Below are 11985 nucleotides of genomic sequence, written 5' to 3'. Positions count from 1 at the left end.
TGGTAAAAATGGCAGGTAAGAAATTCGCAGCAGTCGCTAAAAAAGTTGATTCTGCAAAAAAGTACACTGTTGAAGAAGCATTCAAACTGGTTGTTGAAACAGCTCCAGCAAAATTTGATGAATCTATCGACGTAGCTTTGCGCTTGGGTATCGACCCTAAGCAATCCGACCAACAAGTGCGTGGAGCGATCGCTCTTCCTCACGGTCTGGGCAAAGAAGTTAAAGTTGTTGTTTTCGCAAAAGGTCCTAAAGAGGCTGAAGCGAAAGCAGCTGGCGCTGACTTCGTTGGTGCAGACGACCTTGTGGCTAAAATCCAAGAAGGTTGGTTGGATTTCGATAAATGTATCGCGACTCCAGACATGATGGCGACTGTTTCTAAAGTTGCTAAGATCCTGGGGCCTCGTGGTTTGATGCCGAATCCAAAAATCGGTACTGTAACTATGAACGTTGGTGAAGCCGTGACTGCCGAGAAAAAAGGTAAGTTGGACTTCCGCGTTGATAAAGCAGGTATCGTTCACGCTGGTATCGGTAAGAAATCCATGGGTGATGCTAAACTTAAAGATAACTTCATGACTTTGTTGGGAGCTATCGTTAAGGCAAAACCAGCATCTTCCAAAGGTATCTATCTTAAATCCATCGCCGTAGCTTCAACTATGGGCCCTGGCATTAAGATCGAGCCAAATGCAGCAGCTGCTGCAACTGGTGTTAACTAGTAAATAATTAGGCTCCGATTTCAATCGGGGCCTTGTTTTTTTGTTAGTTATTATGTATTAGTTCATACGTTTTATTGCGATCAGAGACAGTAGGTTTCTTTTAGTGGATTTAATCCTTCGTTTGTGAAGGGCCTACCGAGATAAGGCAAAAAGGTTTTCTATAATGGGTTCAGATTTATCTGAGCTCACCAATGCGACCTCCAAACCGACCTGATTCGCACAGGCCCCTTCGCAAGAAGGGCAAAAAGTCTAATGAAAGGAGGCTCACTTATGATCACTCGCGCAGATAAAGAGCAAGAGATTAAGCTTATCACTGAAAAGTTCGGTAAGGCTAAAGGGGCTTTCATCGTCGACTTCAAAGGCATCAAGGTTGAGCAAGTAACTAACTTGCGTAAAAAATTGAATGCTGCTGATTCTGAGATGAAAGTTGTCCGTAACACTCTTGCAAAAAGAGCGTTCAAAGATCACCCAGCTATTGAAACAGCATTTGCTAATTCAATGAAAGGTACTAACGCCATCGTATTCTCTTACGGTGAAGTGAACGCGACTGCTAAAACATTGGCTGATTTTGCTAAGGACGTAGAAGTTCTTCAAATCAAGTCTGGTGTGATGGACGGCGAAGCTTTGGATGATGCTAAGATTAAATTCTTGGCGACACTTCCGGGCAAAGACCAGCTCCGCGCTATGTTGTTGGGTACATTGTTGGGTGCAGGATCTGCACTTGCTAGATGTCTTAACGCTTACGCTGAGAAAATGGGCGGCGGCGCAGCCGCTGGTACTGAAGAAGCTCCACAAGCTTAATGGCTTGAATCCCGAAGGTTCGGGACTGATGGTGCTGAATATTTGAATTTTTAAATAATTTTTTATCCCTGGAGGATTAAAATGTCTCTGACTAACGATCAAATCGTTGAAGCGTTGTCTGCGAAAACTGTTCTTGAGATCGCAGAACTTGTAAAAACTTTGGAAGAAAAATGGGGCGTTTCTGCTGCTGCTCCAGTAGCTGCTGCTGCAGGTCCTGCTGCTGTAGTTGAAGAAAAAACTGCTTTCGACGTTATCCTTGTTGACGCTGGCGCCAACAAAATCAACGTTATTAAAGAAGTTCGTGGCTTGACTGGTTTGGGTCTTGCTGAAGCTAAAGCCCTTGTTGAAGCTGGTAACAAAGCTGTTAAAGAAGGCGCTTCTAAAGAAGACGCAGAAAAAATCAAGAAAGCTCTTGAAGCTGCGGGCGCGAAAGTTACTGTTAAGTAATTTCTGCCTTTTAGTTTACGCTAAAAATGAAAAGCCTCGTGGAAACACGAGGCTTTTTGTTTGTCTGGGCCTGTCGGCGAATCTTACCAAGCAAAGCCGACTTTCATTCCGTAGGCTCCTTGTCCTGTCTGGTTTGATTCTTTCCATTTAATGTCAATATAGCTGTACTCGGCGGCGATGCGCAGTCCGCGGCGATGGGTGCTGAGTCCCAGGGAATAGTAGCTATGAATCCCGTCGTCAGTGTAGGGGCCGAAAGATCCGTGATTGTTCTTTACGTCTGTTTCGATTTTGTGAGCCTCATAGATATATGAAAAGTAGGGCACTACGTTTTGAAATTTATATCCCAAGCTGATTCCTGCCTGGGAGGTTGTGATACTGGATTTGGCTTCAGATTGGGGTGTGGATTGGTTGACGGTAAAATCGTCGGTGGACTCGCTTTTTGTTCCAAAAGCTCCCTGAAGCGACCCAACCCAGACGCCAGTTTGGGGGCCGTTGTTCAGGAATTGATACCGAGCTCCCCATAGAAAGTTATCCATGTAGATCTCAATGCCTTTATAGGCGCTGAGGCTGGCGTCAAAACCGATATTATTGGCGGCAAACATGTCCCCAGCGTTGAAGTCCTCATTAATACGCACCTTATTGCGAACAGGAGGATTGGAGGAAATGTCATCGATGACAGTCACTCGCGTTTCAGAGGAGGCTACGATGGCTGCGTGGCCACTCCATTGGTTTTCTCCAACCACAGGAACGGCGAAATGTGAGGCGCGCAAGCTGATAGAGTGGGAGCAGGCGCTTAGAAATAGGGAAAAAAGAGCAAAAAGGGCTTTCATCAGCTGGGTCCTTTGAGGGTTTAAAATAGGCTACGATGCGGTCTCGTTTCTGAGCCAGAAAAATGGCGGCAACCAGACCTATTGATGCGTCGCGTTTGATTGCGAAAATCGGGCTCTGAAGAAATTGGAAAGTCCTCAAAAACCTCTAGAATCACTTGATTTATTGAAAACTTAGGGTAGTTTGAGATACTTGCGTTTTTATTTAATGTGGGCCTTGGAATGTTCCCCCCGAAGCGAACATCCGATTTTCTTATCACGGAGAGTACATTGGAAAAAACTCCAGTTACGGCTTCTAACATTCGAGTTAGAAAGTCATTCGCGAAAAATAAGCAAGTCATTGATATCCCAAATCTGATTGAACTGCAGAAGTCTTCTTACGAAGCTTTCATTCAAAAAGATATGGATCCAGATCGCCGTGGCGATGCTGGTCTTAATGGCGTTTTCAAATCTGTTTTCCCAATCACAGATTTCAACAATACAGCAAGCCTTGAGTTTGTATCTTACACTCTAGAGCCGGCTAAGTACGACGTGGACGAGTGCCGTCAGCGTGGTATGACTTTCGCTGCTCCTATCAAGGTGACTCTTCGTCTGATCGTTTTCGATGTTGATGAAGAAACTGAAGCACGCAGCATCCGTGACGTGAAAGAGCAGGAAGTTTATCTGGGCGAAATCCCATTGATGACTGCCAATGGTTCCTTCATCATCAACGGTACTGAGCGCGTTGTTGTTTCCCAGTTGCACAGATCTCCGGGCGTGTTCTTCGATCACGACGGTGGTAAAAACAATGCTTCCGGTAAACTGATCTACTCTGCACGCGTGATCCCTTATCGTGGTTCATGGTTGGATGCTGAGTTTGACCAAAAAGATCTTATTCACGTACGTATCGACCGTCGTCGTAAGTTCCCAGTCACAATCCTTCTTAAAGCTCTTGGTTACAACTCTGAGCAGCTTCTGGAATACTTCTACGATCTTGATGAAGTTTACGTTAAGGGCGGCAAGCTCTTCCGTAAGTTAGACATCGAGCGTATGTCCGGTCAAAGAGCATTGACTGATATCGTTGATCCTAAATCCGGTGAGGCACTTGTTAAAGCAGGTCGTCGTATCACTCGTGCTATCGTTAAAAAGATCAAAGATCTTGATATCACAGAGCTTGAAGTTCAGCCGGAAGATCTGGACGGTAAAGTATTGGCGAAGCCGTTGATTGATGAATCCACTGGTGAAATCATCGCTGACGCCAATGCGGAATTGAACTCTGCAATCATCAAGCGTTCCATCGAAGCTGGTATCGACCGCTTCTTCATGATCTTCTTCGACGGTTTGACTGTAGGTCCTTACCTGCGCAACACCCTGTTGGTTGATAAAGTCTCCAACAAAGAAGAATCCCTGGTGGAAATCTACAAACGCCTTCGTCCTGGTGAGCCTCCAACTTTGGAAGCAGCTACGACATTCTTCGGCCGTTTGTTCTTCGATCCAGAGACTTATGACCTTTCTGAAGTTGGTCGTATCAAGATCAATCACAGATTCGGTATCTCTATGGACGAGTGTCCTCCGTCTCACAGAACACTGACTCACAAGGATATCCTGAGCACCATCAAAACTTTGATCGATCTGAAAAACGGTCGCGGTGTTATCGACGATATCGATCACTTGGGTAACCGTCGTGTTCGTTCTGTGGGTGAGCTTCTGGAAAACCAATACCGCATCGGTTTGGTTCGTATGGAGCGCGCTATCCGTGAGCGTATGTCCCTTCAGGACGTTGAAACTATGATGCCTCACGATCTTGTGAACGCGAAACCTGTGAACGCCGTAGTAAAAGAATTCTTCGGTTCTTCCCAGTTGTCCCAGTTCATGGATCAGACGAATCCTCTTTCTGAGATCACGCACAAACGTCGTTTGTCTGCTCTTGGACCTGGTGGTTTGACTCGTGACCGCGCTGGTTTCGAAGTACGTGACGTACATCCTACGCACTACGGACGTATCTGTCCTATCGAAACTCCAGAGGGTCCAAACATCGGTTTGATCGCCTCTTTGGCAACTTACGCTCGTATCAACAACTATGGTTTCATCGAGACTCCATACCGTAAAGTTGAAGCGGGTCAGGTTTCCAAGGACATCAACTATCTTTCTGCACTGGAAGAAGCTGGTCACCACATCGCTCCGGCGGCACGTGACGAAGCTGGCAACAAAGCCATCCAGACTCCAACGACGATCACTCGTCGTGACGGTGAGTATGAGATCGTGGACAAGGATAAAGTTGCTTTGATGGACGTTTCTCCATCTCAGTTGGTTTCCATCGCGGCTTCCCTGATTCCATTCCTTGAGCACGATGACGCCAACCGTGCCTTGATGGGATCGAACATGCAACGTCAAGCGGTTCCACTGCTGCGTTCTCGCGCTCCACTTGTTGGTACGGGCGTAGAGCGTTTGGTTGCTCGTGACTCCGGTACTTCCATCGTTGCTCAAAACGATGGTATCGTTGAGGAAGTTGATGCTTCCCGTATCGTTATCCGTCGTTTCGCCAAAGGTGGCGAACTGGGTGCGAACGTGGACATCTACAACCTGACGAAGTATCAGCGTACGAATCAAAATACGTGCTTCAATCAAAAACCAATCGTTACTGTTGGTGACAAGATTTCCAAAGGCGACATCATCGCTGACGGTCCTTCCACTGAACTGGGCGAACTGGCATTGGGTCAGAACATCCTTGTGGCGTTCACTCCTTGGCAGGGTTACAACTTCGAGGATTCCATCCTTATTTCTGAGCGTCTGTTGAAAGACGACGTTTACACTTCCATCCACATCGAAGAATTCGAGTGCGTGGCTCGTGACACAAAACTTGGTAAGGAAGAGATCACTCGCGATATTGCTAACGTTGGTGAAGAAGCTCTGAAAGACCTGGACAGCTCTGGTATCATCCGCATCGGTGCGGAAGTTCGCCCTGGCTTCATCCTGGTTGGTAAAGTGACTCCAAAAGGTGAAACTCAGCTTTCCCCAGAGGAAAAACTTTTGAGAGCGATCTTCGGTGAAAAAGCCGGCGACGTTCGTGATACATCTCTGCGTGCGCCATCCGGCGTGTACGGAACTGTTATCGATGCTCAAGTTTACTCTCGTGAAGGTGCAGACCGCGATGAGCGTTTGTCCCTGATCATCGAAGAGAAAAAACGCAAGCTTGAAAAAGACTTGGCGGTTGAGCAGAACGTTATCAAAAATAACGCTATCTCCAAACTTCGTGACATCCTGGTTGGTAAAACAACTACAGGCGTTCTTCTGAATGAAGACGGTTCTCAGAAGTTGTTGAACAAAGGTCAGGACATCACTGAAGCGGATCTAGAGACAGTTCCATTCGAATTGTTGAACTATATCCCTCTTGAACAAGACCTTGAGTTCCAGGTGAACAAAATCATCGACAATGCTCGTAACCAGTTGGATGCAGTTAAACTTGTGTTCAATGAAAAGATCGATCGTCTTCGTAAAGGTGACGAATTGCCTCCGGGCGTGATCAAAATGGTTAAAGTTTACGTTGCTATCAAACGTAAAATGCAAGTCGGGGATAAGTTCGCTGGTCGTCACGGAAATAAGGGTGTTGTCTCCAAAGTATTGCCTGCGGAAGACATGCCTTATCTAGCTGACGGTACTCCAGTGGACATGGTTCTGAATCCACTAGGGGTTCCTTCTCGTATGAATATCGGTCAGATCCTTGAGGTTCACTTGGGTTGGGCAGCGCACAACCTGGGTAAACAACTGGGAGCACATCTTGAGAAATGGAATGCGGAAAACGCACGTTCCGAGATGAAAGACATCTTCAGCGACAGCGACATCTCTGCAAAACTTGATAAAGCTGACGATGCTTCATTGAAGTCCATGGTCAACCGCATGAAGCACGGTATCCACGTGGGTACTCCGGTCTTCGACGGTGCTCGTGAGGCGGATGTGAAAGGTCTTCTTGAAAAAGCACAGGTTCCAACATCTGGTAAGTCCGTCCTCTTCGACGGTCGTACAGGGGAGCCGTTCACGAACCCAGTAACCGTGGGTATCATGTACATGCTGAAACTTCACCACTTGGTGGAAGAGAAGATCCACGCTCGTTCTATCGGACCTTACTCACTCGTTTCTCAACAGCCTCTGGGCGGTAAAGCTCAGTTCGGTGGTCAGCGTCTAGGGGAGATGGAAGTTTGGGCGATCGAGGCGTACGGTGCGGCTTATTCTCTGCAAGAGTTCCTGACTGTTAAGTCAGATGACGTTGCGGGTAGAACTCGTATGTACGAAAGCATCGTGAAGGGTGAAAACATCCTTGAGCCAGGCTTGCCTGAATCCTTCAACGTATTGGTGAAAGAGCTTCAATCTCTGGCACTGAACGTGGAGCTGATGGAGTCTGACATTCTACGTGACCAGGACGAAGAGTTCGGTGACGAAGAAGTGATCGAGGTAGAACCTGTTGCACCGGTTGCGTCTAAAGACGAACCAGAGCAGCACTAAGTTTAATAATTTAACAACAGGGGTGTTCTTTGAGAGACTTGTTGAATTTTTTCGATAAACCAAAAGATCCACTTTCGTTTGACGCCGTACGAGTATCGTTGGCGTCACCTGAAATGATTCGTGAATGGTCATTTGGTGAAGTTAAGAAGCCAGAAACTATCAACTATCGTACTTTCAAGCCTGAGCGTGACGGCTTGTTCTGTGCGAAAATCTTCGGTCCGATCAAGGACTACGAGTGCTTGTGCGGTAAGTACAAACGTATGAAGTACCGTGGCGTCGTCTGTGAAAAGTGCGGCGTTGAAGTGACTCAGACCAAGGTTCGCCGTGAGCGCCTTGGTCACATCGAATTGGCAACGCCTGTAGCGCACATCTGGTTCTTGCGCTCTTTGCCTTCTCGTATTGGTAACCTTTTGAATCTTTCTTTGAAAGACGTTGAAAAGGTTCTTTACTGTGAAGCACACGTTGTTATCGATCCAATGGAAACAACATTGGAAGAAGGCCAGGTACTGACTGAAGAGGCGCTGCAAGCGGCTCTGAACGAATTTGGTCCTTCCTTCAAATACGGCATGGGCGGTGAAGCGGTTCGTGATCTTTTGAAAAAGATCGACCCAGAGTACCTGTCTCGCAAGCTTCGTATGGAAGTGAAAGATACCAAGTCTGAAGCTGGTATCAAAAAATTGACTAAACGTCTGCGTGTTGTTGAAGCCTTCAAAGGTTCCATCAACAAGCCAGAGTGGATGATGTTGGAAGCGCTTCCGGTTCTTCCTCCTGATCTTCGTCCATTGGTACCTCTTGATGGTGGCCGTTTCGCGACGTCTGACCTGAATGACCTGTACCGCCGTGTAATCAACCGTAACAACCGTTTGAAACGTCTTCAGGAGCTGAACGCTCCAGACATCATCATCCGCAACGAAAAACGTATGTTGCAAGAAGCGGTTGATGCGTTGTTGGATAACGGTCGTCGCGGTAAGACCTTCACGGGTCCAAATAAACGTCCATTGCGTTCTCTTTCTGACATGTTGAAAGGTAAGCAAGGTCGTTTCCGTCAAAATCTTTTGGGTAAACGTGTAGACTACTCTGGTCGTTCCGTTATCACAGTAGGTCCAACTTTGAAGCTTCACCAGTGCGGTCTTCCTAAGAAGATGGCTTTGGAGCTGTTCAAGCCATTCGTTTATAACAAACTTGAAGAAAAAGGTTTGGCAGCAACGATCAAGCAAGCAAAACGCCTTGTTGATCAAGAGACCGTTGAAGTTTGGGATATCCTGGCAGACGTGGTGAAAGAGCACCCAGTGCTTCTGAACCGTGCGCCAACTCTTCACAGATTGGGTATCCAGGCATTCGAACCTGTTCTTCACGAAGGTAAAGCTATCCAGTTGCACCCGCTAGTATGTACGGCGTTCAATGCCGACTTCGACGGTGACCAAATGGCAGTTCACGTTCCACTTTCTGTGGAATCCCAAGTTGAAGCGCGCGTTTTGATGATGTCTACAAACAACATCCTTTCTCCAGCTTCCGGTAAGCCGATCATCAATCCTTCTCAGGATATCGTGTTGGGTCTTTACTGGTTGACTCGTATGCGTCCAGGCGCCAAGGGTTCAGGCAAAGCCTTCTCTAGCGTTCAGGAAGCTCAATACGCGTTTGAGACTGGTTTGGTAGACCTTCAGGCGTCTTGTAAGGTTCGTATCAAAGGTCAATTGCAGGAAACGACTGTAGGTCGTGCAATCCTTTCTGATATCGTTCCTAAAGAAGTTCCGTTCAACGAAGTGAACGTAACAATGAATAAAAAACAAATCGCTGCGTTGATCGACAAGACGTTCCGTCTTGCGGGCGCTAAAGCGACTTGCATCCTTGCTGATAAAATCATGGAGTTCGGCTTCAAGTATTCAACAGCAGCAGGTATGTCCATCGGTATCGATGACATGGTGATCCCGGCAGCGAAAGCTCCGATGATCGCGGATGCCGAGAAGCAAGTGACTGAGATCCAGCAGCAGTACGACGAAGGTTTGATCACAGATGGTGAGCGCTACAATAAAGTGGTGGATATCTGGGCTCAGACTGCGGATAAGATCGCTAAAGAAGGTATGAACGCGATCGAAAAACAAACGTTCAACGTTGGTGGCAAAGAAGTTGTAGGCCCGTCCTTCAACCCTATTTACATCATGGCTGACTCCGGAGCCCGTGGTTCCGCAGCTCAGATCCGTCAGTTGGGTGGTATGCGTGGTTTGATGGCGAAACCTTCTGGTGAGATCATCGAAACTCCGATCACTGCGAACTTCCGTGAAGGTTTGACAGTTATCCAGTACTTCATCTCCACGCACGGTGCGCGTAAAGGTTTGGCCGATACCGCATTGAAAACAGCGAACTCCGGTTACCTGACTCGTCGTTTGGTTGACGTTGCTCAGGACGTGGTTGTTTCTGAAGTGGATTGCGGTGTTGAAGATGGTTTGGAAATCACTCCGATTTACGAAGCGGGTGAGATCGTTCAAAACATCGGTGACCGTATCTTGGGTCGTACAGCATTGAAAGATGTTGTTGATCCGGCAACGAATGAAGTTGTCGTTCGTGCAAACCAAGAGATCACTGAAACTGACGTTAAAAACATCGAAGGCCGTGGTATCGACAAAGTCGACATCCGTTCTGCGTTGACCTGTCAGTCCAAGCGCGGTGTTTGCGTGAAGTGTTACGGACGTGATTTGTCCCGTGGTGCGACCGTGAACCTGGGTGAAACAGTGGGTATCATTGCCGCTCAATCTATCGGTGAGCCTGGTACTCAGTTGACGATGAGAACGTTCCACTTGGGTGGTGCGGCTTCTCGTGCGGTTGAACAATCTGTTCACACATCTCGTTATGACGGTACAATTAAACTTGAAAACGTTCATGCAGTTACAAACCGTAATGGTAAGTTGACTGTGATGAATCGTAACGGTTCTGCAAAAGTTATCGACGAAGCAGGCCGTGAAAGAGAAGACTTCAAGCTTGTTTACGGTGCTGTATTGAACTTCAAAGAAGGTGACAAAGTTGCCAAAGGTCAGACAGTAGCGGAATGGGATCCATATTCGAATCCAATCATCGCGGAGGTTTCTGCGAAGATTCAATACCAGGATATCGAAGAAGGTTCCACAATGCAGGAACAAGTGGATGCGGTAACTGGTTTCGCGACCAAAGTTATCATGGAATCCAAGTCTTCTGATGTTAAGCCAACAGTGTTCCTAGTGGACGGTGCTGGTAAGACATTGAACCTTCCTGGTCGTGACATCCCAGCACGTTACCTGATCCCGGTTGGGGCTCAGTTGCTTGTTGCGGATCAACAGGAAGTGCATGCGGGTGACGTAATCGCGAAGATGCACCGTGAAGCTTCGAAAACGAAGGATATCACCGGGGGTCTTCCGCGCGTTGCCGAGTTGTTTGAAGCTCGTAAACCGAAAGAAGCAGCTATCATCTCTGAGATCGATGGTTATGTGACATTCGGTAAAGACGTTAAAGGTAAACAACGTGTGATCGTAACTCCTGAAGTGGGTGAGCAAAAAGAATACCTCATCCCTAAAGGTAAGCACGTTGCTGTAAGAGAAGGTGAGTACGTAAGAGCCGGTGAGGCTTTGATGGATGGTCCAACAAATCCTCATGACATTCTGGCGGTTCTGGGTGCTAAAGCCTTGTCTGCATACCTTGTAGATGAAATCCAAGAAGTTTACAGACTTCAAGGGGTTGGTATCAATGACAAGCATATCGAAGTCATTGTTCGTCAGATGCTACGTAAAGTAGAAATCAAAGATGCCGGCGACAGCCGCTTCTTGGCTGGTGAGCAAGTGGAAAGATACGCTTTCCTTGAGGAAAACGAACGTATCAATAAAGAAGGCGGACAGCCTGCGACTTGCAGCCCACTTCTTCTTGGTATCACTAAAGTTTCCTTGAGCACTGACAGCTGGATTTCAGCAGCGTCCTTCCAGGAAACTACAAAAGTTCTTACGGAAGCAGCGATCAATTCTCGCACAGACCATTTGCGTGGCCTGAAAGAGAATATCATCATGGGTCGTCTGATCCCGGCAGGAACTGGTTTGACTTCTTACAAACGCTGGAAAGTGTCTGTACATGAAGACGACGATATTGGCTTTGTTGCATTGCCAGGTATGACGTCCTCTGTTCAGCCTCAAGGGTAGGTAGGAAAAGCCTGATTTGCCGGCTTCACAGGCCGGCAATAGGGTAAAAAGCCCATAGAATAAGGACCTCACGCCTGTTTTTATGGATAAATGTAATTTTAACAACAAAGTCTTGACCTGGGCGTCACAGAAATGTAAGTTCCAGCGTCCAGAACCGCATAATTGTTTTTAAGGGGTATATAAAGTGCCAACAATTAACCAGCTCATCAAAAGTGAGCGTACAGTTCAAAAAAACCAAACAAAATCACCAGCTTTGGACTCTTGCCCTCAGCGCCGTGGTGTTTGTACTCGTGTTTATACAACGACTCCAAAGAAGCCGAACTCCGCTCTTCGTAAAGTAGCAAAAGTTCGTCTTTCCAATGGCTTCGAAGTTATCTCTTACATCCCTGGTATCGGCCATAACCTTCAAGAGCACTCCGTTGTACTAATCCGCGGTGGTCGTGTGAAGGACTTGCCGGGTGTTCGTTACCACATCGTTCGTGGGGTATTGGACCTTCAAGGTGTAAACGGTCGTCTGCGCGCCCGTTCTAAATACGGTACTAAGAGACCTAAGAAATAAGG

Annotated in this window: 7 protein-coding genes; 6 read left to right on the top strand and 1 reads right to left on the bottom strand. The window is 47.1% G+C overall.

Annotated features, from left to right (window positions below):
* Positions 1-8: 8 nt before the first annotated feature.
* From rplA to rplL, 3 genes are all read left to right on the top strand, one after another.
* Positions 9-713 carry a 50S ribosomal protein L1 gene (gene rplA / locus ACZ5ZV_RS16000; RefSeq protein WP_464118172.1) on the top strand — a complete coding sequence of 235 codons (705 nt, stop codon included), beginning with the start codon at positions 9-11 and terminating at the stop codon, positions 711-713.
* Between the two features lie 270 nt (positions 714-983).
* A complete protein-coding gene (gene rplJ / locus ACZ5ZV_RS15995; protein WP_464118171.1) occupies positions 984-1514 on the top strand; it encodes a 50S ribosomal protein L10 in 531 nt (176 codons plus the stop codon).
* An 81-nt stretch (positions 1515-1595) separates the two neighbouring features.
* Entirely contained in the window at positions 1596-1961 is a 366-nt protein-coding gene (gene rplL / locus ACZ5ZV_RS15990; protein ID WP_464118170.1) for a 50S ribosomal protein L7/L12, read from the top strand.
* An 83-nt stretch (positions 1962-2044) separates the two neighbouring features.
* On the opposite strand, the gene ACZ5ZV_RS15985 is transcribed toward rplL, so the two are convergent.
* Complete coding sequence (locus tag ACZ5ZV_RS15985) at positions 2045-2791, bottom strand: hypothetical protein (protein ID WP_464118169.1); 747 nt, start codon at positions 2789-2791, stop codon at positions 2045-2047.
* Between the two features lie 219 nt (positions 2792-3010).
* Between ACZ5ZV_RS15985 and rpoB the strand changes: the two genes are divergently transcribed.
* The 3 genes from rpoB to rpsL all read left to right on the top strand — a co-directional run bounded on the left by rpoB (position 3011) and on the right by rpsL (position 11983).
* Complete coding sequence (gene rpoB / locus ACZ5ZV_RS15980) at positions 3011-7267, top strand: DNA-directed RNA polymerase subunit beta (protein WP_464118168.1); 4257 nt, start codon at positions 3011-3013, stop codon at positions 7265-7267.
* Between the two features lie 29 nt (positions 7268-7296).
* Positions 7297-11424: a DNA-directed RNA polymerase subunit beta' gene (gene rpoC / locus ACZ5ZV_RS15975; RefSeq protein ID WP_464118167.1), complete on the top strand. Its 4128-nt coding sequence runs from the start codon at positions 7297-7299 to the stop codon at positions 11422-11424.
* A gap of 184 nt (positions 11425-11608) precedes the next feature.
* Positions 11609-11983, top strand: coding sequence for a 30S ribosomal protein S12 (gene rpsL, locus ACZ5ZV_RS15970; RefSeq protein ID WP_011165356.1), 375 nt, complete (start codon positions 11609-11611; stop codon positions 11981-11983).
* Positions 11984-11985: the final 2 nt, after the last annotated feature.

The organism is Bdellovibrio sp. HAGR004, assembly GCF_055397015.1.
The sequence above is the reverse complement of the archived record's forward strand: the minus strand, read 5'-3'. Positions and strand labels throughout refer to the sequence as shown.